We start from the raw sequence: 22206 nt of genomic DNA on the forward strand, positions 1-22206 counted from the left end.
CTGTTATGATTAATAAATATGAAAAAATTCTCATAAAAAAATAAATCCATTGTAAGAGTTAAAATAACCAAATCAATACTAGCCAAATTTTATATAATATTAAAACCACCTGTTTGTAACTAGATATTTCAAAATAATAACCCTTTTTTTTAAACATTATCGGTCTACAAACAAAAGACTAACCTGTCTAACATTATAATAATTATTATCAATAACAAAATATAATAGATTATAATTGTTATTATAAAATTCTATTTTATATAAAATAAAGTGCAATAAAAACAATATGTTAAAAATAAAAACGATATTATTTATTAATTATTTTATTAGTATTTAGTGTTACAATAGTTAAACTTTCAAAAAATTTTAAAGAAAAAATCATTAATAAAAAATGTATTATATACCGCATATTAACAATAGTATTTTTTAAAATAATTTTTTTAGTGATACAAAAGCGAAATATTTTTCAATTCCATATGTTCACTTTCTGACCAACGGTATGATTAAGCACGTCAGTTTGTGACTTCTACTTGTTTATCCACAAGTTTTTAAATTTGAAATTTAACTAAGCTCTAGCATATCATCTTGAATATGTTACAAATTCAAGTTAGGGGATATTCTATGAGCGAAATTGCACCATCCATCATCCACATAAAACCGTACCTCACACAAGATATAGTTTTATGTGAAGCCTTATCTATCAAGCAGGTTATCCCTTCAACTCACATGCTTGTGCCTTATGCTTTAGAGAAGATCAACGCAGGCTTTCCATCCCCTGCCCAAGATTATATTGACAAAGCTCTCGATATGAATGAGCACTTAATAAAAAATGAAACTGCAACTTTCATTGTCAAAGTTGCTTCGCTCTCGATGCTTAATGCTGGGATTGATATTGATGACGAACTAATTGTCGATCGCAGTCTCGATGCAAAACACGGCGATATTGTCGTGGCACTAATCGATAATGATTTTACAGTTAAGCGCCTAATGATCGATGAAAAAGGCCAATGGCTTAAAGCAGAAAACCCTGAGTATAAAAATATTTATCTGGCAGATGGTCAGGAACTAATTATCTGGGGCGTTGTCACTCATATCATTAAAATGACAAGAAAAAGATCATGAAACATGAGAATAAAGTCTTTTTTCTCATAGACGTAAATAATATGTATGTCTCATGTGAGAGAGTATTTGATCCAAGTTTAAATGATAAACCTGTCATAGTTCTATCTAATAATGATGGTTGCGCTGTTGCTCGCAGCAATGAATCAAAAGCGTTAGGCGTTAAAATGGGAGTTCCCCTATTCCAGATCAAAGATATTGTTCAGCAACATAACGTAATCGTACTTTCAAGCAACTATGCAATGTACGCAGAAATGTCGAGACGTTTTCATAAGATTCTTGGTTCATACGTTACTGAAGAAGAAGTTGAACCTTATTCTATTGATGAGTGCTTTGTTGATTTCTCAGCTTATGAAAAGAACTTTGACTTAGAAAAGGTTGGTCAGCAAATGCGACAGCAAATATGGAAATGGCTTGGCCTACCAGTCTGTGTCGGAATCGGCAGAAGTAAAACAGAATCAAAGATTGCAAATCATATTGCTAAAAAGAATCCCGGTTTTAACAGTGTGTGCGATCTAGTATCAATGGATCCGTGCAACAAAGAATATTATTTCTCATTAATTGAAGTATCTGAAGTTTGGGGAGTCGGCCGTAAGCACTCAAAAAAGTTGCAAAACATGGGAATTTACACAGTGCTTGATTTAGCTTGTGCAGAACCTCGAGAGATGCAAAGGCAATTTTCGATTGTCATGGCGCGCACGATCTATGAATTGCAAGGTATCTCATGCATTGAGATCGAGCACACCCCACCCTCAAAAAAGCAAATTGTCGCTTCAAGGTCATTCGGTGGTCGCGTAACTGAATTAACAGATCTAAAAGAAGCTATCTCAATGTATGCGCAAGATGCATGTAAGAGGCTACGTGATGAAGAGCTTTTATGCGGATGTATGATTGCTTTTGTACAGTCGAATCCCTTCGATCAGAATGTGCCCTTTTACAATAAATCTATTACAGGCTCTTTTTCAGAACCGACTGACTGCGCTATTGATTTTGCAAGAGCAGCTACAAGGTTGGTGGCTGAGATTTACAAGGAAGGGATTAAATATAAGAAATGCGGTGTTGTACTGACAGGTCTAGAGCCGAAAAGCGGACATACATACGACTTACTAACTGATTTCGAGCACATAGAGAAAAAGGAATGTTTAATGCAGGCTATGGATGGTATTCATAGTAAATTTGGAAAGAAAAAGATTGGGGTGGGTCCCTGCTTTATACCAAATAGAAATTGGTCAATGAGTAGAGATAAATTGAGTAGAAACCCATTTAAATGGGATGAATTATTACTCATTAGCAATTAACAATTTATTTGCTTTTTGTTTTGCGAAAATAAATACACATTAAAAAAAAGTAGAGTATAATGTTTAAATAAAATAATAAAAGGAGAATCAATAACAAATTCAATCCAAATATTGCAATTATATAAATTAACAAGATTAATTGTTGGTTGTAAATGGTGGTCTATAATCTCAAACTAACAGATTAATCCCATCTATTAAAATGCTTTAAAAAATGTAGAACTTGAATTACAAATCAATACTTAAAAAAGGGAATCAAGACTAATTAGTACTCGACTTATGAACACAAAAATGTGAGCCAACCACACATAATTGTCTAATATAAAGCCTATAAGTTATTGATTCAAAGTAACATGTTGGCAGTTCAAATTAGTGATGTGGTTGAATTTAAATAGATATTCAAGGAGTATCTAAAATGTTTAAATTAGCATCATTTATATTAATCAATTTTTTCTTTAGCTTTTCAACAGCAGCAATAGCTGCTTGTGCAATGTTTGTACCCTGTTGTCCAGATGGCACTCCAGTTGGCCCAAGTGGTTTGTGTTCATCATGTCAAATGAAGAAAACATGCGGCTCATCGCCTCCACAACAATCTTCAGCAGGCAATTGTGTGCGTCAAACTCAAGTTGGTTCAACTAATATGTGGGAATATAAAAACTTTTGCGATCGTAGTGTTGCAGCAACTATTACGAGAACATGTATTGCTTCTGATGCTCAGACAGCTGGAACAAAACGTTCAATAGTTATAGTTGTACCTCCAAACTCCACACATCAATTTGATAGAAGACAATTCCAAAACTTTTGTGAAAGTATCGCAGGTAATACAAACTCAGAAGGAGTATCATCACAATATTTCACAAATTAACAAATAAAATCAGTGCATTAGACTACACACAGCAAAATTTAATCACCTGAATAAAATGTTAGCTCTGTACGAAATATAAAGTGCTCATTATCATATTAGCTAGTGAGCATTTTTTAGCTGATAAATAGAATTTTTTGTAAGAACTAATAGTTTGATAATAAGGACATAGATATGAAACTTTTGACTATCTTCTGCTTAATCTGTACTTTATCTGGTTGTGCGGGATTTCACGCCATCCCACCAAATAATTATTCAGTAATATCAGCTAAAACCAGTAGTTTTGTGACTAGAATCGTAGTTGATCAAAATGGCAATATATATCCTGAATCTCCAAACTATATTCCCAAAAAACCTTTCTTTAATGGATTTAATATAGGATACACACTAGAGGAAAATATTAAGAAAGATATTAATTTAATAGCTTTAAAAGCTTCCAATGAGATAGAAATAAAAAATAATAAAGCAAGATTATTAAACCCTCAAAGTAAGACATTTTTTTTAATACATGGTTTTAACAATGATTTTTCAGAAGCTAAAGCATTCTATGAAAAGGCTGAGGAAAGAATTGATAGCCTTACGGGTGTAAAAAATCACTATGTTGAATTTTATTGGGATGGTTTATACAACGGAAAGACAACCTTAGATATTCCTTACTTTTATTGGGGCGATTCACTTACATATTCAAATTATGCCGGACAGATAGGATTGAGAAGGATACTGAATAGATTAAAATCAACAAATGAACTATATTTTATAACGCATAGCCGCGGCGCTGCTGTAGCATTTAGCTCCTTATTAGATCCTGTTTACAAGCCAGAAATAGCAAGAGATATGCCTAAATATAAAATAATTCCAGAAGAGGCTATGACAAATAGATTTAATAAGATTCGCATAATTTCTCTAGCTCCAGCTATTGGTCCTGTAGGACATAATTTAAATGACAGCTTAAAGCGTAATCTACCAAGAGATACTAAAATCTTTATTGGTTTTAATTCTAAGGATATGACATTAAAAAAAGGGGTATTTTGGAATAAAAGCCATAAAATTGGAGACACTACACTAGGTAGTAAGGATGAAGTATATGAGCAGGTTGAAAAATCCTTAAATACTTCTGATACAAAGATGATTCAACGAATTAATTATTCTCAATTTGGTCATGGAGCAGAGAAATATTTAGACAATCAAGGAAACTTTGAATGTTTATTATGGGCAGCTGGGGTAAAAATCAAAGGACAACCTTGTATTACACGATATGAATAAAGAAATTCATAATAAAATTATATTTTCTTCAAACTACTTGGATCATAGCCCTCCTTAGAGAGCTCTTACACAGATTGGGACATTTACATAACTGTTTATCGTATGAGCTGTGCATCCTGAAAAAAGAATGCACAGCAATATGATAATTGAAGCAAACTTAGAAACTTTGTAATGAAATACTTTCATATAACAACTCGATTAGCTATCCAGCCATAAAAGAATTGCTCTTGGGTAGGATTTCGTTCACAGATTTCAATGTAACGTTGGCCTTGCATGATATTAAGAACTCGAACTAATACCTTCTCGCCTTCTTTACCTCTTTTTGATAGATAAAATTTGAGAGCATTTAACGTAGCTGGTCCATAAATTCCGTCGACCGCAAGATCTGGCCAACCTGCTCTGCCTTGGTTGTTAAGCAAGTTCAAAGCCCGTTGTAACAGTGGCTTTGCAAAGCCAGTACCACAGTTCACACCCGTATCTAATAACTCTTCAGCAACCGCCGAGCTAATCGCATTCACCTGATCAAGTCGCGGAGTTGTCCAGTACTGCTTCTTATAAATAGCTTTGGCCACATCAAGTGGCAAGTCTTTCATGTTGCCCTTAAAACCATTTGTTCGTGCTACTGCTTGGGTAATACCGTACTTTGTTGCCCCTCCTTGATCTGCGGGATTATTCACGTAACCGCCTTCACGTTGAATCAGTTCATTAAGATATTGTTCAATGTTCATTTCACTTTCCTTTAGACATAAAAAAACCCGCATATGCGGGTTAGGTTTAAATATTCTTAACTAGTTAAATTGATATTCAATTAGGCAGAGGCTTATCCTTAAATTTCTTATGCCACTTTACAACTATAAATATACTTGCAATCAGATAAATAATCGCGATTAAAGTTTTTGAAGAAATAAAAAATAATAATGCTCCAATTGATAATACTACGATGACAGGTTTCAATTTATTATCATATGGATTATTTTCATAAGTTACTGTCGCAGTAATAAAAGCCGCTACAATATACATAACTATAAGGGCAACAACTCTTTGAGATATATCATTAAATGCTTTAGCTAACTCAATCAACAGAGGATATAAAGAACCTGGAAGCATGATAGGAATAACAAGAAAGATAGGCCATCTCAACATTTAAAATACCCTTATATTAATCAAATACTTATATGAAATTTTAATAAAATTAATATTATTAAAAGTGATGAAGATTTTAACTACTACTAAAAAATAACACAATACTTTCAATCACTTAAAAATAATTAAATTAAACCGCCAAAACTACTCTTTTATAAAATAGAACCGCCCGAAGGCGGTTAACTATTTTGAATATCATCTTTGGCTTTTTTAACTTCTTTGATTACTTCAACAATTGTTTTACCTTCTTGTTTATCAATAAAGTTAAAGATCCAGCGAACTAAAGCCCAACCAGGAATACCACAAATAAAGAAGAAGCCACCAAGTGCTATCATCCCCCATACATCAGTAACCCATTCATGAAGCCCCCACTTCACAATAATGAATGAGCCACCGGCCAAACTTGATACAACTGTACAAATTAAGCCTACAGCCCACTCTTGCGGCGACCTTGGCATACGTGTCATTAATACAACTGCTGCAACTAATGCGACCGCTAAAGTCACCATAATTGCCGCACCATAAAATTTTAAAATTGCTGTTAAACCGCTAGTGGAAACTGGTTCCATTTATTTCTCCATAAAATTTAGGTAATAAAAAACCGCTCAGAAGCGGTAGTTGTTCGTTGTCCAATCCATCATAGGTGCGACAGAAAAAAGCACCCTAATTGGGTGCTCTAAGTTTTTTCAAAGTATTAAAGGGTTTGTAAGATTTTCCCTCCATTAATCAATTTAGTTGTAAGTGGTGCAACTCCTACAATTGCAGTACCGCCCGCTCCTGGCTGACCTTCAGTAGTGCCATGATAATTCCAGTTCCATGTCCCATCATTGGTGGACTTGGTACCGCGCTGACCCCATCCACCACCATCACCCGACAATGGAGATCCATAACGATCATTCTGAGTACGGTATCCTTTACCTGGAATCTCAGCTTCAGCATCTGTAACTTTAACAACCAATAAATAACCCCCTTCTAGGTACCAACGCCAGTCCTGAGTATCATTGTAGATTGGCTGTCCTGTCATAACTCGACCAAACGGTGCCCCAGCTCCACCGGGAACACCTTGCACTCCATAGCCAAGTTCAGTGTAGATGCCACTAGGAGTTGCACCACCACCTGAACCTCCACGCGCCAGTATTCCACCATCAATGATCAGGTTTAATTTGGTATGCCGGTTCATTAAACCTGGCGCTCCTTGGAACCCATCACGGCGCATTCTGGTAAAGTTATAATTTGGATCACTAGTCCATGCTCCAAATGCCAAATGTGGCAATCCACCATCACCACCACGCCCGACAACTGCTCCTTTGATTGTAAGATTTACGATAAGACCTGAAGGAAATTCTCCTGTATCGATCGCTGGTAATTCAGGAGCAGCAGGAACAATAAACTCTTTAGTTTCTGAGTTATTTGTATGCTTATAAACCATTCTGGTTTCCGTTCTAAGTGAACTCGAACTGGATACCAAAGCACCCGCCTCAACAACGAAGCTAATTTCGCCTGTAGTTGGCAAGTCGCCTCTTTGCATCTGATATAGACGTGCAAGATTAATATCTAACTGGTCATATCGAATGTAAATTGGTGAATCATCAACTGGCAGGTCAATAAAGTCTTTATCGTTGAGGTAATACCGCACATCGTAATTGACTGCAGTAATTGTATTTGAGAACTTATCAACCGGATCTTTCTTTACAACAAGATAAGGTAGTGAGTCCTTAGTATCATCATTAACAACCGTATAGATCGTATTAATAAAATCATCTGCACTCAATTTAAGGGCGCTGTTTGGTAAACGTCCTAAAACTACTTTGTTCTTGGCAGATCCAACAGTAACAGGAATAAGGTCAACGGTACCATCTCCCATTTGCAGATAAATCACATAACTCTTGCCAGCTATGAAATCAACATCATGACTCAATGTAAGAATTAAGCCCTCTTGCTGTACCACGTCACCACTTTGATGAATACCATTTCGATAATCCGCTACAGCAATACGGTCACGTAAAACCAGTAACTCAGATTCAGGTGCTGCATCAAAGGTGATGGATTTACTCTGAAAGCGAAGTTTGTTCCAAAGCCGGTAAGCATTAAAATGAGCTTGCCACTTGTTACGTACACCTACAGATTTCACTTCTTTGGGGTTTTTGGCTCCCTTATCTGGCAAATAAATATTGATACGGCTATCATCGGTCGGATCCGTGTATTCATAGATCAACCCATCATAATCATCTATTACACCGAAAGTCAGGTCATGCTTATAACTATCTGGAATAATATTCCTGAAGTTAAACAGCAACACCGAGTTATCTGTTGGACGCTCAAAGTAGATTTTAAGCTTATTGTTTTGCCTGTATGCGGTACAAAAGACGGCATCACATAGGTTCGTCACAAGCTCTTCAAATGAAAGATTAGTATCATCAATAGTCGTACAGAACTCGGCCGCCAAAGGTGTGCCAAAATAATCAACAATATCGTTATACGTACGATAGATGTTTTCAATATCAATTTCGTCGATTGTTCGGCGGCCTATCTTGTCATCAAGCGCCATTGAGACCAGTGCATCAGCAAAACTTGACGTTGGAAATAACTCAGTTGTCATTGAGCCATTTTTATAAGTCGGCAACATGCGCTGAAGATCGAAATTGATCTTGCGGGATTTTACTGACAATGCTCCAGTCGTTGCATATGTGCGTGCACGGAAAACGGTTTCATGCTCATACGTTGTGCTTTGCAATGGATATGCACCGTATAGTGCTTGCCACTTCACGTCATCAACAACAGTTGTGACTGCTGGTGTTGGAGTTAAACGGCGAGCACGTACACTGCATCTGCCCTGAAATGTGACCATATCCAGCGTTGTCCCAACCGTTTGTCGTGACTTAGCTGAACCCTTGAGAATGATCTGCTTTAGCATTGGGTTACCAATTGCAGCACCCGATTCATTCACTGGAGTAACTTCAACCTCAATCGTGACGTTTACAGCTGCCTGATTGCCCCCTGAAGAAACGGTATAAAGCCCATTTGTAGCAACAAAATTGCAAAGTACTCGACTACGTTCAATATTGTCCAATATAAATGGACCAATCCATTTCTCACCGATGGATACAAGCTTTGGAGAGGCCGCTGCTGTTTGCTGATTAGTAAGTTCTTTTAGCTTTAACCAGTTTGGATTAACCGCAGCAGGATTTGATAATGTCATGCGGTCATCGGCAACGGATAGGACACTGTAAATACCGTTTAAATCGTATGTTTGCCCGTTATAAGTAAATGAAGCATTAGTGATTTCAATGCGATCATTGCTGACAAATTTAGTCGTTAAATCGGTATTATTAGCAGCTGCCCGAAGGATCTCGTTTGGATATGCAAAAAGAAGGTAATTGGTCCCTTCTAAAGTCTGTGTATCAGCTGGCCGTAAGACTTGACCGTTAACAGAAGTTTGATGCTGTACTGTTAAAGGCAGCGTAGTAATTTCAGTACCAATCGAAAAGTAAGGTTCTCCTGAAACGATATCTACACCTGGTCGAAAGACCTCTACCGATGCCCCAGCAATATCAACGATATTGGTTTCACCGTCGTATGCGCCTTTAATATGATATTGACCTCGGCCTATGCACCCGACCATATGCTCAACTTCAATATTGTTTTCATAAACCTTGTAAGGCACGGCTATTGAATCAGGCGTATCCCAAGCTGCTCCATAAATATCTGCAATGCGCCCATTCACCCGGATCTTGTTTTCACGATTAGAAAGTTCATTATTTGCAGATGAAGATTGATTAATATTCTGAGTAGTCTGCGCCATCGATGGCGTAGGCATTAAAAACGCGATCGCAATACTAATTACAATTGAAACGATAGCAGCAACCCATTTCGGGTTCTCAATAACAATGAAAGTACCAGGTAAAAAATCAAGCTGCTTTAAGTCAAATGCATTCTTGGGTGTGACTTCGTTAGCAAAAGAGATTTCAGCATGATCCATATTGCTTGCGGTGTGAAAAATACGGACATGTTCAGGCATAGATTCGTATTTGGAAGTTAGCCATTGCCCTATTGTGTGAGCATATTCAATTGTCTTTTCTTCAGACAATGCATCTTGCTTATAAATAACTTTAATCATAATAACTGACTCGACTAAACCCCATTCCCATGACGACCTCTTCAGGTAAATAAGTGACTCCGCTTTCCATTAGATGAAGAATCTTTTGTTCACGAAAAAGCCCCACATGCGGGGGCTTGTTTCTTTGTCTTGGATGGAAGGCGACAATGCATCCCTCCTTAGGCATAGGGAGCGGATTTAAGAGTTTTAAACGTGATGTTAGGAAGGTAATTTTCCCTTTTGGTTGCATAAACAATTCAAGTGCCTCACCTCGATCTACTCCATAGAGATCCATTGCTGCTTCATGGACAAAATGGACACAGTTGTAATGCTCTTCGTCGTATTGCTTATCAAGCAAATGGTCGTGACTTTTCATACTGCCCCCTTGAGTCCACTAAAACGATCAAGAGAGAAAATATCCCCTGTTTTATTTGTGTTTAGCCGTGGTGATTCTGCTTTAAATGTCACTGCTTTATGATTCATGGCAACACTGGCAAGCTGGAGGCCAAGTAAATAAAACATTGGTGTATTCAAGTTATCTGAACTATAAACGCGGTAATTTACGGTCGGCTTAACATTAGAATATTGCCCCTCAATTACCCGTTCAAACTCATCAGGTAATACATCACCTAAACCAGAAATTGAAACGGTAAGTGTCTGGTCCAGATCACCCAGCATTCCGGATCTTTGAATTGAAACTGGCAGAAATTCATAATAGACCTGACCAGCTCCCACCTTATGCTGGACATAGACACCACGATCATCATTTCGAACAACGCGATAAGTATTTAGAAAAGATGGGTGTGATAACTCAATACATTCCAGTTGATAGACATCGACTTTACGATTGAGAAAGAATTTGGCGTATTCGTTATCCATTAGACCTCCCAATCTTTGATCAAGGCTGCATCAACTGTTAGATTCGGTTGGTTTTGAATGACTTCCAACTGTGCGGTTACCCGGTATAGATTTCCATTCACTTCATTAGTTTTGAAAGACTCGGGAATAAAGTTGCATTGGTATTGCTGACGCGCTCCCTGGTCAATCACCAGATCCGCAAAGAATGAAGCTGGCTTATTCTGGTATATCCTCCAGAACGCCATCATTTTATTGAAATCTGTTTTACTTAAATTCCAGTTCACATCGACAATGTGACTGTTACGTTTTACATCAATGTAATAGCGTCCACGCCCACCATCCATTTTTTGACGCTTAACATCATCACCCGGTGTTACGCCATAGCCGCTGGTCTGAGGATTTAGCTTTAACTTATACATAACTTTCCTTCAGGTAATAAAAAAGCGCCCAAAGGCGCTTCTCAAGAATTAAAACTAGAAATTCAATTCATTCAATATAAAACTCGAAGGGTAATATCACATCAAAAGAATAATATTTACCATTCAACTGATAAGGTTTTATTTTAGCTCCCTTAACTGCAGATATGGCTTTCTCATCAAGTTTTAATAAACCAGAACTTTGTTTTACATTAACATCGGTAATAATTCCTTGCTTATTAGCCACCACACTTAATGATAATCTTCTGTTCTTTCCTTCCAAGTCAGCTTGAGAAATATGAATACGAGGCATTCTTTCCCACTTTACTTTATCTATCCCCACTACATTTGACTCATTCAATGAATGACTTTCTACCAACAAAACTTCATCGTGAGACCCATGATTTTTTCTCTGCTCACCATTATCAACAATAGGTTCAAAACTATAAACATTGCTCGCAAGAACCATGCCCACACATCCAATTATAGTTATTACAAATTTAGTATTCATATTGCTTGTTCCAGCTTTTATTTAGCTCTAAAAATAAAGAGGCTTATTAGTGAAGATTCATCTACTAAGAAAAATGAATTCTATCCAAATTTTTTAATAAAAAATCTTTAATTTATTAATTTTATTAGAAAACCATCTCTTAAGATGGTTTTCTAGATTAACGATTACGTCTTGCAGTCGTATTCTCAGTCAAAGACCGACTAATAGTTGAGTTTGGATTCCCAATTTGATCACTTACAAGCTTCGGAACCGTTCTTGGAAGCTGCTTATCCAGTTCATTTTTAACAATGATCCTGACTGATTGCTCGTCCAGTTGTTCAGCCTCGACTATTGCACCGCTGACCTGATTCACAACTTCAATTTTAAAATTGATAGTTGGAGAAGATGGCTCAATAAAAGGCATAATCTCAGCCTGAGGACGTGACGATTGCCCTAAGGTGAAATCCTGAACATCTTCAAGATTTGATCGATCCTGAACTAAACCATTTGAAGAGAAGTAAACTTTTCCGTCATGGAATAGATCAGAACGAGAGGAAGCGGTAGGCTTTGAAACAGCTCCTCCAGTAAATCCACCGTTCGCAAAGCCTTTAGTAATAATCTGATTTTCTCGAATAGGTTGATTAAAAATATTCGAGGTCGTTTGATTATCATTAAATGCTTTTGAACTGAGGAAAGAACGATTGAATACATTCTTAGTTGAAGAGTTATTCAGGGCGTGGTTATTGATAAATGCTTCAGGGCCTGAGCTCTTACGCATATTTTCAACTAATCCAACACCACCCCAGCGTTTAATATCCTCTTGGGACCAGACCACCTCGCCTTTGTGAACAATACCAGCAGGTTCATATTTACCACCTGATCCCGTATAACCACCATCAGAAAAGCCTTGATCTTTGATTGCCCGGATATTAGCGATAATACTGACACCTTGAGCAACTGCTCCAGCTATTAAAGGTAAGTTATACGGGAAACCGACTTTTGAAGCTGCAGCGATATTCTGCTGAATCGCAAGTCCCGCAGCAGCAATGGCATAAGCTTTATCTGCTGCAAACATCAGCTTATAAGCTTTGGACTGTTCACCAAACATTGAACCAAACATTGAGGTAACTGAACCCATCATTTGCCCACCAAGGGCAATCTGAGCGTTCAATCGATCTTGCTGATATTTGTCTTCGATATCCTTGGTGTTCTGAGCATACTCACTGTAAATTTGACTTCGTTGCTCTTGAGCAGCTTGAATAATGGCAGTTTTCTGGTTTTCGAAATCTTGCTGACTAATAAGCTGCTGCTCAAGTTGAGCATTGAGTGTTTCTAATGAGTTTTGTTCATCTAAATCAGCTGCACCAAATTTACTATCTGCCAAATCATTTGCAGCACCCAAACGGCTAAACCGTTCCTGATCCTGTTTAAAGAACTCACTGGAACCATTCATATCAGCCTGAATACCACCCCAATTTTGAACAGCGTTATTAACTTTGTCGCGTGTCTCTTTGTCCTGTGTGGCTTTAGATAATGCGATTAGCTTTTGCCGCTCTTCAATAGAAAGCTTTGTATTCTTAAGAATTTCCTCTCTTTCCAATCTATAACGTTCCTGCATGGCCTGAGTTTCGGAAAGCAGAGATAAACGGGCTTGAAATGATCGCTGCTCTTGGGCTAATTTCATCAATCCTAGTTCTTGCTGATACTGCTGTTCTAGCAGCTCTACTGCTTGCTTTTGTTCAGATTTACTTAATTCAATGTCATGAGTCGCATTGAACTTTTTGCGATCAAAACTTTCTTTAAGTAAATCAGCCTCGGTTTTCTGGAACTCCTTATAATCCTCAAGTTTGCTTCTAATCGCTTGTTTGGCGATCGCAATATCATTATCTGCACGGCGCTGTAATTCTGCCTTGATTTCAGCAGTACGTTCTGGGGCAAAACCTGCTTTATCAACGTCCTCCAATCTAACTGTTAAGTTATTCTGGATCCGCTGTACTTCACTAGCTACCTCATTTTCAAGTGAACGCTGAGCATCTAACTGACGATCAAGTTGCGATTGAATGTCACCCGAAGCTTTATCACTGCCTTTGCTTGCTCCGCTCTTAACCTTGCTTTGCATACTCGGCGATTGATGAAGTAACTTAAGAGATACGCCATCCTCAAAGATCACCTCGCTGACATAACCACCACCCTTGCTGTCATACCATGTCTTAATATCTTTCACGGCGACATTGGTCGTGATCGGTGTGCCTTCAGGCATTGAAAAATCAATACCCTTATGAAATGAAGAAGCCCCTTTGGTAGGGGCTTTTCGTGGACCGTAATTTGAACTGATCTTGTAAGATGACAATGGTTTGCCGCCTGCCTGTAATCGGGCTAGATGTTCATTCGATACTTTCTGGCCAGACATTGAGCCTCCATAGCGAATATCAAGATGAGGACCCGTACCAATCCCTGATTTACCCGATACCCCTACAAGGCGTTTAGCAATCTTCTCCTGCTGCTCCAACTCCTTTGTCTGCTTACGTTTGGAGTCAATTAGTTTCTCTTCACGCTCCTGTTGTTCCTCAATAATTTTGAGGTTTCGCAAAGCACTATCAATTTCATCTTTAGATAAAATCGCACTCATTCCTTTTGCTTTTTGCAGCTCTAGAATCGCGTTAGCCTGAGCAACTGTATATCCCGAATCAAGCAAACCAGATTTATAGATTGAATCAAGCACATTATCTCTTTGCTTATCCCGATAATCCTGTAAAGCCTTAGTTGCTTTTTCTGCTTCAGTTGCTGTATTACCAATTGCATTCGCTTGTTGTTGGTGTTGGAGTGCAGCGTTTTGCGCAGCATTCCCAGCTAACTTGCTTTCAACACCAACATTCTTTAACCCTTCAACTAACTTAGTACCCTTTTGATAGCCTTCGTCATATTTTTCAACTTGTTGCTTAAGTGCGTTATATAAGTCAGGTGGAATTTTCATTCCATTTAATCGTTCAATGGCTTCGGTATAGCTAATAGTACCTGTACGTGCATCATTAGAAATTTTGGCAAGTTCCGCATTACCGACTGCATAGTTTTGAATGTTAATTAATGCAGAACCGACAGCAAGTTCTGTTTTTCTCAATTCCTTATTTTGAGCTTCCAATGCCTTGGTCATATCATCAATAGCAGATTGCTTTTCAACTCCTCTTAATTTTTTAAGTTCTTCAGCCGTTTTATTTGCAACCGCTGCTTGCTCCTCTAGCTTTTTATTGGCTTTTTCCGCCTGCTCTTGAAAATACATATAGCCAGCGGCTAAAGCGGAAATACCAATAGTAATAGCACCTATAGGACCTCCAATAAGTCCAAGAGCTCGGCTACCAATACCACCAACTAATGACGTAGCAGCAGTCAGTCTGGTTTGTGCAGCAGTTTGTGCATTGGTTGCTGCTGTCACAGCGGCTTGAGCTTGGGTGTATCTTAAAGCAGCTGCAGTAGCTCCATATTTGGCTTGAGTCTCAGCATTAGTTGCCTGAACATTAGCAAGGTGTGCTTTAGCTGTATTTAAAGTTGCTGCCGCTTCACCAAGTTCTGCTTGAGCCTTAGTTATAGAAGCTTGACGACTAGACAATGTAGAAACTATTCCCTCTTTAACAGCTGCTCCTTTTAGTAAAATTGCACGGGTGATTAATCCGATACCAGCGATAAGTGCTCCGTCAGCCAGTAAGTTCAAATTACTTGAAAGTACCTGAATCGAACCAGAAAGTACTTGTGCTGCTCCAGAGCCTTTCCCTGCTTCTCCTACAAATTTCGTAATTTCATTATTTAAAAGAGTTAATGATTGTCCAATTGTGATATCAGTTTTACCAAATAATGCATCTATATCAGACTCAACATTTCTTAGAGCTTTCACAATTTCTTGTGAAGTAATTTTTCCTTCAGCTGCTACTGAACGCAACTCTCCTACGGTAATCCCCATACCTTGTGCAATGGCTTTTGCTAATGCTGGTGTTTGCTCCATAACAGAATTCAGCTCTTCACCGCGTAGTGTGCCACTGGCAAGTGCTTGCCCGAACTGCACTAATGCTGCATCAGCTGCTTCTGCAGTTGCCCCACTAATGGCCACTGCTTTCGATACGGTTTCCGTTAAACGGGCGGTATCATCCATAGTAAGATTTAATGTTTTGGCGTTATCACTAAAGCGCTGATATACCTGTAAAACCGAATCCCAAGCAGAATAGGTTCTTTGAGCAATCTGAAAGGTATCTTCAGTCGCTTTATTTAACTCAGCTTGATTGTTAGTAACCAACTTCAATCTATTCTGGAGACCAGTATAGGCATCCATTTTAGATACGGCTGCTCCAACTGTTAACAACCCTGCCATATAGCCAGCAAGTGCACGTGTCGAGACAGATAAGCCATCCATAGACTTTGAAGCATACTCACCTTTACGCTCAATATTATTGAGCTCATTGCCTAGATTACGCGCGTTACGTTCAGCATTTTGCGAATCAATAACAATGACCAAACGAGATTCTTGTACCATCTTTACTTTCCTCTAGGCAATAAAAAACCCGCTTACGCGGGTTTATAAAAGTGGTTATCTATAATTCTTTGGAGCACTTCAGGGAAGCTGCTCTTAAGTCACTATCAGCTTTGTAAATCATATTCAAATTAGAGGCACTTATCATTGTTCTAGCTTCGAGCAGATCTTTGTTTAATAGCTTCACTTCCAGAGCCATACCATTTTGAATGTAAATCATATTATTTGCATACTTAACTGTGTTGAATACCACATGTCCACTAGTATCTTCACAAAGTATTCCATTACCATCAGAATCAAGTTTTATCGTCGATATACCAGGGCCAATAGAAACTGTCCATATACCAGCTACAGATGGAGACGTAGGCTGGATTGCACTAAATTTATTATTCATCATTTGGGTTAGTGGAGTTACGCACCCGCTCAACAAAACTGTCATTATCAATAAATTTATTTTTTTCATGTTCTTCACCATTGTTAGTAAAGAGTAAGATATGAAACCTCATAAAAAAATATACTAAGGTAGTCATTATTTTTTAATTAATATTGTCTAGCTAGGTAGCCTTAAAATTAATTGTTAGGTTTCTTGCCATCTTTCTAATAATAGTATTTTCAGGCAAAGTAAAAGGAGTTGATTTTTTAATCGCTTGTTCGATACTTAACTTAAACTCTTTAGATATCTCATTCAAAAAAATTATTTGGTCTAACTCACCTTTGTCCGTTAATAGAACTCTAACTCTTGCAATTGTTCCCGCTGAGTTAGCAGGTACATCCCAAGCATTTAATATTTCCTTCTGATAGGTATCTTTATACTTTTTTACGATCAGGAGTGCATCATCTTGCCCTTGAGCACTTCCTGATTCATTAGGAATATTCTTGTTTACAATACTATCTAAATCTTGACTATAAAGATTAGTACAGGCAAGTGAACTCAAAACCAATCCCAGTAAAATAGTTTTTTTCATGAAAATATCCATTTTAATAATGAGTAAAATTTAACAGTTCAGAAAAGTAGAAACCACCCGAAGGTGGTTTTTAACCATGATAGATTAATATTTAAGAGTAGAAAACTTAGTTAAAGTTAAATTTGTAGTATCACTAATCGGGTAAGATTTACCATTGATTATCAGAGGAAAGAATTTTGCTTTTTTACGGAATTCATCTAAAACAAAATTATCTAATTCTTGTAAGCCGGTACTTTTTTGAATCTTTGCAACTGTGATATTGCCATTATCATCTGCTTCTGAATAAATACTCATATATCTGATTTGCCCTTTAAGATCATCTTTATTAACCTTAATTTCAGGAAAAAATTCAAAAATTGGCTTTCTAGAAACATCAAAACTGAATGGCTGCTTACCATAAAAACCAACATAAAAACCATTTTCTTGATAAGGGTAAAAGCTAGCATTCTTCATGGCTTTTAAGCTTTTTTTGTCTAGAGATTCAATACCACTACTTTTAATGATTGTCGTATCTATCACTTTACCTTTTTCATTCGCTAAAAAACCTACAACAACCTCTCTGTCATATCCTTGAAGTTCCTGATCGCTAATATTAATTTTAGGAATTTGCTTCCAGTGTAAATTTGGAGGCATTACTTCGACTAAATTTTTAGGATCATTGGCATAAACATTAATCGAAAAACCGAACAATAAACTTAATAAAACTTTTAAGAGAATTTTCATATTGATCCCGGTATTAAAATATTTATTTGAAAGTATAAAAAGTGATGAAATTATAAATCATTTCAATCGCAATTAACGAGAAAAGCTTTTTCATAAAAGCTAATCACGGCCTCAAAATCTCTTAATAAAATTTCCTCTGTATATACTTTAGGAGCAAGCTTGAGGAGAGCTGGCATGTACCGTTTTTTGTAGACTTCAGGATATGTCTTGCACAATATCTCCCGCTTACGTTGAAGTGGCACATTCTGATTATTTAGCTCCTCAAGCATTTTCCCTATTTCCTGATCTGAACTCATGAATTGCGCTTCAACTGAAGGTGGAAGTGCCTTATTTTCCACTTGTTTAGTGCAGCTAACTAAAACCGCCAAAGAAATAGAGAACCCCAATGTATAAAAAAGTTTTTCTAACATATTAATTTTCAATATAAATTATTATTAATATTATATATTTACATAAAACAAAAAACATTAACTAAAATAGCCATCAAGCAGATAGCTATTAGTTACTTTTTGGACTTGGTAGAAATCTTCTTATGAACTTCTTCAATAAATAAATTGTCTAAAGCAAAAATACAGTCGTTAAAGATATGAGCATCAACAGGCAAATCATAATGCTCAGCATAGACATTGATTGCCTGCTGATCTAAGGATAAAGGAATACCCTGCTCATATCGTCTTGATCTGATAATCGTGCTAAAGGCTGCAAGGATTGAGTCAGCTGCATAAGAATATTCTGGTGGATTGGGAATGTGTCCACCTAAGAACTTGATTTGTTCGATTTCGTGCGGCGTTTTTGACGCATAGGTTTTTCGATACTTGTAGAGTTCGATGACTTTCCCAAAATTGTGGCTTTATCCTTATCGGCATCTTCCTGAATCTTTTGGGCCTGCTCTTTAATAAATGACCAGATAATAATACCTATATCACCAAGGTTAAGAAGCTTTGATGCATTTTCCGGTGTATAAGGTTTTTCAGTTTCAACGGATTTGCCTTCAACTATCTCAGCAAAAACAATACCTTTCCAGTCTTCAATTAAATGGGCACCAGCGGCATCTAATAAGAGTTCATGGTAGAGCTTGCTGTCTTCATCTTTTACCATCACATCATAACCTTTTGACGTGATTTGATTGCCTGCCTTTTCTAATGCCACCTGAAAAGGCTTATAACCAATACCACGAATTTTAAACTCTGCTTGTCCACCTGCAGTTTCAAACGAGCACCACTTAGATACTTCTGAGCTTCGTACAATTCCAACTTTTAAAGCCATACCTACCTCGAAAAATTTGAAAATAAAAAAGCCCATGGGATTCCACAGGCATTATTGAATTGAAGTGAATTACACAAGAGCTCGCACAATTGTTGGAGCTGTCCGCACTTGAGCAAAGTTGATATCTAAAGTGATGATGTCATCACCACCACCATCCGGGTGATTGGCTTCCATGACTTCCAATTGCGGGAAGTTGAACGAGTATTTACTTCCCTTGCTGTCTTTAATATCGAAAGTCAAAGTGAATACATCACGGGATTTGATTGCATCGATCCAGCTTGCTGCTGTAGCTGAGAACATGAATGAAGCATTTGCTTCGATATCCATCATCTTTTCAAGATAAAACTCTGGCGTGTATTTGCCAGAACCAATACAGCGGATTGCTTCCAAATTGTTATTTATTGAAAGCGTAAGTGATTGCAAACAAGCTTTACCTTGAATTGACTGACCATTCACAAGTAAGTTCTCAACATTAGGCATGCTGACCAAAGGGCGACTGGATGCAGCAATTGGATTGGTAACCGGATTGACTAGTTGACGGGTAAATGAGCTTCCTACCAGACCAAAGTTCCCTGTAATTTTACCTGTGGTCTGAATCGTGATTTCACCGGTATTCACCTGAACACCACGGTAAATAAAAACCTGACCGATATCTTCAAACACTTTAACCAAGGTAAATGATTTACGTACATTTCCTCCAAAGCTGAGCGCATTGGCTGCCCAGTTATTAAATGCCAATGCACTTAAAAACAGATCAAATGTCCCTACAGACAATTCAAACTCTAACTGCCCAGCCACTTCAGCTTCAGTAACCACACCTCCCTGTCGGAAGCGTGAGTCAACAACCTCGCTACTTTCTTCTGTAGATACATTTTCTGATAAGCCATCACTTACACGGCGAACTGTGTACCAAATTGGGTTTGCTGGAGTCGTCCCTAATACTGCTTCTTCACAAGCATATAATCGAATTTTCGCGCCTGAACTCATTTATAGTTCTCCAAAATTTAGGCATAAAAAAACCCGCTTCTTGAGCGGGTCGGTTAAAAATAGTGGGCATAAAAAAACCCGCTAAATTTGCGGGTTATTAAGGTGTTTCGCCTGTGTCGGAGATTTCAGGCGGCTCCACACCATTCATGGCTGCAGCAACTGCCTGAGATAAGTTAGTAGGCTGAAAGTCGATAGGTGTTTCACTTAGAGGCACTTCAGGTACAGGTTCTTCACCAATTTGTTCAGCCTCTTCATATAAACGGATATCAATCCAACGACTAAGAGGAATATCCATCGGATTTTCATGATCGGCAACTACCGCGGCAAGCTCAAAATCAAACTTACGCTTGAAAGTCTTAATTGAAATATCCCCATTTTCTAAAGTTGAGTATTCTACGGCTACTACCGTATTACCATTGGCATCTTTCGGCAGCTCAATGTACCAGCCATCTTGTGCGAAACCTAAAGAACCTTTTAGTAAATAATTACCTACATCAATTTTTTCAAATTCAACTGGTTGTTTTTTTGCTTGATCATTTAATTCAATTGAGTCAGCAAACAACTTGATAATGGGTGATGATGATTTGATAAAACCGTTTGCATCTACAGTTGTATTGGCTTGAGTCCAAAACTTAAACCAAGAACTCCATGTACCACCTAATTTGCGACGAATTGAAGGAGAAATTAATTTAGTATCTGAGCCATTACCATCAAAAGAAATTTGAGTCTGATAATTAGAACCATCAGATGCAAGATTTAATTGCAATAATGTTTGCCACTGAGAAGTAGTGCCTGAGTTCGTCCAAGTTTGCCCTGAATAAATACCGCTTGGTAAATTTGCGGTATTCAAATCAACACTATTTGTAGCCTGTAAAGTGGTTAAACCTAAACCAAAGCTATTATAAGTTTTCCCAGTACGATAAATATCACCGCCAGCAGAGATATAAAGATTTGCAGCCTCATTTCCAGCTGTAACCTGATTAAATGTTGGCAAAGAGCGAAGCTTACTATTAAAGATAGTTGTATTAGCTGTCACATTTAAAATTCCTGATCCAGCGTTAGCCATGTCACCGCCCGTAGCAAGCAACCGAACATCGTAATCAGTAGGAGCTCCAGATGTGTGAAAATCAATAAAAGTATTGCCTGCTACTGACGTTGAACCCATTTCTATAGCAGTGGCAGAGGAGCTTGCTGATGTACCTAAATCTAACCGTTGTGCTCCCTGACAATTAACAAGAATACCTGTTACTCCGATCACATTTCCATCAGCACTCCCAATATTAGCAGCGGCAGCTGTGCCAGCACCTTGAACTTGAGAAAGTTGCGGATTTAAGTTTGGAATACCCGAAGCGAATGGCAGCATGAATTGCCGCTTACCTTGGGCCGAGTTTAACTGGAACGGTCGATGGTCCCAATTAAATTTAAATACAAGATTTGCCATTATGCTGTTACCCCATCAATCACTTGGAAAGTCAAAGTTTCGGTATGTTGAGTGTTGCCGCTTACTACTGCTTTAATATCCATTTGGCACAAACCAATGGGCCATGCGGTTGTGCTTGCTCCCGATTTCACGTTAAGCCAACCTTTCTGTGTGCTCTGGCTTAATGCTGCACAAGTCAAAGTAGCAACCACTACTCCATCGGCTAACGATTTAACTTGCGAAGTAAACGTGTAGCCTGTCAGATCGATAGCACGGCGAACATCATCAGGTGGATATTGCAAAGCCTCATCCATATCAACCAGCTGCAAATTCAAGTTGAATGTGTCACCACGCTTAAAACAAAAATTGCTCATAAGTGATTCCTGTAAAAATAAAAAACCACCGATGAGGTGGTAGTGAGTAAAAATGAAAAAAGCCGCCTTTCGGCGGTATAGATTTATAAATTGGTTATATAGTTTGTTATCTGATCTTCTACAGCTTTAAGTGTCTGGCTTGGCGTGTCTCCATGGGAAAGAAACTTTACATGCTCTTTGATGTATTCAAGTGCGCGTAGAGCATGAGTTTCACTTTCATTAATATCAAAGAAACACTCAGATATTTCATCTAATTCATCACAACCTTCACGATCATCTTTGTGTAATGCACCTACCAGCCACCTTCCTCCTGCATACCTCATGTATCCGATATAAAAATTAAAATTGTCAAATGCTGTTGCATTCATTCGTATCACCGTTCATAACCCTTATTGTGCACTCTACTTTGAGTG

The 22206-nt window shown here is 37.8% G+C and carries 22 protein-coding genes; 4 read left to right on the forward strand and 18 right to left on the reverse strand.

Annotation, left to right across the window (positions count from 1 at the left end):
* Positions 1-621: 621 nt before the first annotated feature.
* The 4 genes from J536_RS20375 to J536_RS20390 all read left to right on the forward strand — a co-directional run bounded on the left by J536_RS20375 (position 622) and on the right by J536_RS20390 (position 4539).
* The gene (locus tag J536_RS20375; RefSeq protein ID WP_032063762.1) at positions 622-1122 is read left to right on the forward strand and encodes a LexA family protein; all 501 of its coding nucleotides are present in this window, start codon (positions 622-624) and stop codon (positions 1120-1122) included.
* Positions 1119-2417: a Y-family DNA polymerase gene (locus J536_RS20380; protein WP_032063763.1), complete on the forward strand. Its 1299-nt coding sequence runs from the start codon at positions 1119-1121 to the stop codon at positions 2415-2417. Before J536_RS20375 ends, J536_RS20380 begins: the two co-directional genes overlap by 4 nt.
* 412 nt (positions 2418-2829) lie before the next feature.
* Positions 2830-3279 (forward strand): hypothetical protein, encoded by a 450-nt coding sequence (locus tag J536_RS20385; protein ID WP_032063764.1) that lies wholly within the window; start codon positions 2830-2832, stop codon positions 3277-3279.
* 171 nt (positions 3280-3450) lie between these two features.
* A complete protein-coding gene (locus J536_RS20390) occupies positions 3451-4539 on the forward strand; it encodes an alpha/beta hydrolase (protein WP_032063766.1) in 1089 nt (362 codons plus the stop codon).
* 182 nt (positions 4540-4721) lie between these two features.
* Here the strand turns inward: J536_RS20390 and J536_RS20395 are convergent, their stop codons facing one another.
* The 18 genes from J536_RS20395 to J536_RS20475 all read right to left on the reverse strand — a co-directional run bounded on the left by J536_RS20395 (position 4722) and on the right by J536_RS20475 (position 22161).
* Positions 4722-5267: a glycoside hydrolase family 108 protein gene (locus J536_RS20395; RefSeq protein ID WP_032063767.1), complete on the reverse strand. Its 546-nt coding sequence runs from the start codon at positions 5265-5267 to the stop codon at positions 4722-4724.
* Positions 5268-5343: 76 nt separating this feature from the next.
* Positions 5344-5682 carry a hypothetical protein gene (locus tag J536_RS20400; RefSeq protein ID WP_032063768.1) on the reverse strand — a complete coding sequence of 113 codons (339 nt, stop codon included), beginning with the start codon at positions 5680-5682 and terminating at the stop codon, positions 5344-5346.
* Positions 5683-5861: 179 nt separating this feature from the next.
* Positions 5862-6251 (reverse strand): hypothetical protein, encoded by a 390-nt coding sequence (locus J536_RS20405; protein WP_032003919.1) that lies wholly within the window; start codon positions 6249-6251, stop codon positions 5862-5864.
* 125 nt (positions 6252-6376) lie between these two features.
* Positions 6377-9799 carry a host specificity factor TipJ family phage tail protein gene (locus J536_RS20410; protein ID WP_032063770.1) on the reverse strand — a complete coding sequence of 1141 codons (3423 nt, stop codon included), beginning with the start codon at positions 9797-9799 and terminating at the stop codon, positions 6377-6379.
* Positions 9792-10154, reverse strand: coding sequence for a hypothetical protein (locus J536_RS20415; RefSeq protein ID WP_032063771.1), 363 nt, complete (start codon positions 10152-10154; stop codon positions 9792-9794). Before J536_RS20415 ends, J536_RS20410 begins: the two co-directional genes overlap by 8 nt.
* Complete coding sequence (locus tag J536_RS20420) at positions 10151-10657, reverse strand: DUF1833 family protein (protein WP_032063773.1); 507 nt, start codon at positions 10655-10657, stop codon at positions 10151-10153. The genes J536_RS20415 and J536_RS20420 overlap by 4 nt, the downstream gene beginning before the upstream one ends.
* Positions 10657-11055 carry a hypothetical protein gene (locus tag J536_RS20425; RefSeq protein WP_032063774.1) on the reverse strand — a complete coding sequence of 133 codons (399 nt, stop codon included), beginning with the start codon at positions 11053-11055 and terminating at the stop codon, positions 10657-10659. The genes J536_RS20420 and J536_RS20425 overlap by 1 nt, the downstream gene beginning before the upstream one ends.
* A gap of 67 nt (positions 11056-11122) precedes the next feature.
* Complete coding sequence (locus J536_RS20430) at positions 11123-11563, reverse strand: TonB family protein (RefSeq protein ID WP_050680451.1); 441 nt, start codon at positions 11561-11563, stop codon at positions 11123-11125.
* 157 nt (positions 11564-11720) lie between these two features.
* Entirely contained in the window at positions 11721-16061 is a 4341-nt protein-coding gene (locus J536_RS20435) for a tape measure protein (RefSeq protein WP_032063777.1), read from the reverse strand.
* 58 nt (positions 16062-16119) lie between these two features.
* Entirely contained in the window at positions 16120-16521 is a 402-nt protein-coding gene (locus tag J536_RS0104725) for a J517_1871 family lipoprotein (RefSeq protein ID WP_032063778.1), read from the reverse strand.
* Between the two features lie 91 nt (positions 16522-16612).
* Positions 16613-17023, reverse strand: a complete 411-nt coding sequence (locus tag J536_RS20440; protein WP_032063779.1) for a cell envelope integrity protein TolA — start codon at positions 17021-17023, stop codon at positions 16613-16615.
* A gap of 84 nt (positions 17024-17107) precedes the next feature.
* Positions 17108-17746 carry a TonB family protein gene (locus J536_RS20445; protein ID WP_032063780.1) on the reverse strand — a complete coding sequence of 213 codons (639 nt, stop codon included), beginning with the start codon at positions 17744-17746 and terminating at the stop codon, positions 17108-17110.
* 62 nt (positions 17747-17808) lie between these two features.
* A complete protein-coding gene (locus J536_RS20450) occupies positions 17809-18156 on the reverse strand; it encodes a hypothetical protein (RefSeq protein ID WP_032063781.1) in 348 nt (115 codons plus the stop codon).
* Between the two features lie 346 nt (positions 18157-18502).
* Positions 18503-19012 (reverse strand): hypothetical protein, encoded by a 510-nt coding sequence (locus tag J536_RS20455; protein WP_032063782.1) that lies wholly within the window; start codon positions 19010-19012, stop codon positions 18503-18505.
* Positions 19013-19081: 69 nt separating this feature from the next.
* Positions 19082-19999 carry a phage tail tube protein gene (locus tag J536_RS20460; RefSeq protein WP_032063783.1) on the reverse strand — a complete coding sequence of 306 codons (918 nt, stop codon included), beginning with the start codon at positions 19997-19999 and terminating at the stop codon, positions 19082-19084.
* A gap of 97 nt (positions 20000-20096) precedes the next feature.
* Complete coding sequence (locus J536_RS20465; RefSeq protein WP_032063784.1) at positions 20097-21440, reverse strand: hypothetical protein; 1344 nt, start codon at positions 21438-21440, stop codon at positions 20097-20099.
* Positions 21440-21793: a hypothetical protein gene (locus tag J536_RS20470; RefSeq protein WP_032063785.1), complete on the reverse strand. Its 354-nt coding sequence runs from the start codon at positions 21791-21793 to the stop codon at positions 21440-21442. The genes J536_RS20465 and J536_RS20470 overlap by 1 nt, the downstream gene beginning before the upstream one ends.
* A gap of 83 nt (positions 21794-21876) precedes the next feature.
* On the reverse strand, positions 21877-22161 hold the full coding sequence (locus tag J536_RS20475) for a hypothetical protein (RefSeq protein ID WP_032063786.1): 285 nt from the start codon (positions 22159-22161) through the stop codon (positions 21877-21879).
* Positions 22162-22206: the final 45 nt, after the last annotated feature.

The organism is Acinetobacter sp. 809848, assembly GCF_000581275.1.
GTDB classification, from domain to species: Bacteria; Pseudomonadota; Gammaproteobacteria; order Pseudomonadales; family Moraxellaceae; genus Acinetobacter; species Acinetobacter pittii.

Bases quoted from the DNA above. Each gene is read 5' to 3' on its own strand.
- J536_RS20375 (WP_032063762.1), top strand. From the start codon at position 622: ATGAGCGAAATTGCACCATCCATCATCCACATAAAACCGTACCTCACA.
- J536_RS20380 (WP_032063763.1), top strand. From the start codon at position 1,119: ATGAAACATGAGAATAAAGTCTTTTTTCTCATAGACGTAAATAATATG.
- J536_RS20385 (WP_032063764.1), top strand. From the start codon at position 2,830: ATGTTTAAATTAGCATCATTTATATTAATCAATTTTTTCTTTAGCTTT.
- J536_RS20390 (WP_032063766.1), top strand. From the start codon at position 3,451: ATGAAACTTTTGACTATCTTCTGCTTAATCTGTACTTTATCTGGTTGT.
- J536_RS20395 (WP_032063767.1), bottom strand. From the start codon at position 5,267: ATGAACATTGAACAATATCTTAATGAACTGATTCAACGTGAAGGCGGT.
- J536_RS20400 (WP_032063768.1), bottom strand. From the start codon at position 5,682: ATGTTGAGATGGCCTATCTTTCTTGTTATTCCTATCATGCTTCCAGGT.
- J536_RS20405 (WP_032003919.1), bottom strand. From the start codon at position 6,251: ATGGAACCAGTTTCCACTAGCGGTTTAACAGCAATTTTAAAATTTTAT.
- J536_RS20410 (WP_032063770.1), bottom strand. From the start codon at position 9,799: ATGATTAAAGTTATTTATAAGCAAGATGCATTGTCTGAAGAAAAGACA.
- J536_RS20415 (WP_032063771.1), bottom strand. From the start codon at position 10,154: ATGAAAAGTCACGACCATTTGCTTGATAAGCAATACGACGAAGAGCAT.
- J536_RS20420 (WP_032063773.1), bottom strand. From the start codon at position 10,657: ATGGATAACGAATACGCCAAATTCTTTCTCAATCGTAAAGTCGATGTC.
- J536_RS20425 (WP_032063774.1), bottom strand. From the start codon at position 11,055: ATGTATAAGTTAAAGCTAAATCCTCAGACCAGCGGCTATGGCGTAACA.
- J536_RS20430 (WP_050680451.1), bottom strand. From the start codon at position 11,563: ATGAATACTAAATTTGTAATAACTATAATTGGATGTGTGGGCATGGTT.
- J536_RS20435 (WP_032063777.1), bottom strand. From the start codon at position 16,061: ATGGTACAAGAATCTCGTTTGGTCATTGTTATTGATTCGCAAAATGCT.
- J536_RS0104725 (WP_032063778.1), bottom strand. From the start codon at position 16,521: ATGAAAAAAATAAATTTATTGATAATGACAGTTTTGTTGAGCGGGTGC.
- J536_RS20440 (WP_032063779.1), bottom strand. From the start codon at position 17,023: ATGAAAAAAACTATTTTACTGGGATTGGTTTTGAGTTCACTTGCCTGT.
- J536_RS20445 (WP_032063780.1), bottom strand. From the start codon at position 17,746: ATGAAAATTCTCTTAAAAGTTTTATTAAGTTTATTGTTCGGTTTTTCG.
- J536_RS20450 (WP_032063781.1), bottom strand. From the start codon at position 18,156: ATGTTAGAAAAACTTTTTTATACATTGGGGTTCTCTATTTCTTTGGCG.
- J536_RS20455 (WP_032063782.1), bottom strand. From the start codon at position 19,012: ATGGCTTTAAAAGTTGGAATTGTACGAAGCTCAGAAGTATCTAAGTGG.
- J536_RS20460 (WP_032063783.1), bottom strand. From the start codon at position 19,999: ATGAGTTCAGGCGCGAAAATTCGATTATATGCTTGTGAAGAAGCAGTA.
- J536_RS20465 (WP_032063784.1), bottom strand. From the start codon at position 21,440: ATGGCAAATCTTGTATTTAAATTTAATTGGGACCATCGACCGTTCCAG.
- J536_RS20470 (WP_032063785.1), bottom strand. From the start codon at position 21,793: ATGAGCAATTTTTGTTTTAAGCGTGGTGACACATTCAACTTGAATTTG.
- J536_RS20475 (WP_032063786.1), bottom strand. From the start codon at position 22,161: ATGAATGCAACAGCATTTGACAATTTTAATTTTTATATCGGATACATG.